The following is a 387-nucleotide window of genomic DNA, read 5'->3' on the forward strand; positions in this document are numbered from 1 at the left end:
CGCTGGTTGAGCGCGCTATCAGTCATTACCAGGAACAGCAGCAGCCGCGTAATATTCAGCTTAACGGCCCAACGACCGATATCATCGGCGAAGCGCCAGCCATGCAGGACGTGTTCCGTATTATCGGTCGGCTTTCGCGTTCTTCTATTAGCGTGCTGATTAACGGCGAATCCGGCACCGGTAAAGAACTGGTCGCTCATGCCCTGCATCGCCACAGTCCGCGCGCCAAAGCGCCGTTTATCGCGCTGAATATGGCAGCTATCCCAAAAGATTTGATCGAATCAGAACTGTTTGGCCACGAGAAAGGCGCGTTTACTGGCGCGAATACCATTCGTCAGGGGCGTTTTGAACAGGCCGATGGCGGTACATTATTCCTCGACGAAATTG

General features: G+C 54.0%; 1 protein-coding gene. It reads left to right on the top strand.

What is annotated here, in order from left to right:
• Positions 1-387, top strand: a 387-nt coding sequence (locus tag E0L35_RS26095) for a sigma 54-interacting transcriptional regulator (protein ID WP_171051254.1), incomplete at both ends; no start/stop codon positions are given.

This window comes from Halomonas sp. ATBC28, assembly GCF_005937175.1.
GTDB lineage: Bacteria > Pseudomonadota > Gammaproteobacteria > Pseudomonadales > Halomonadaceae > Vreelandella > Vreelandella titanicae.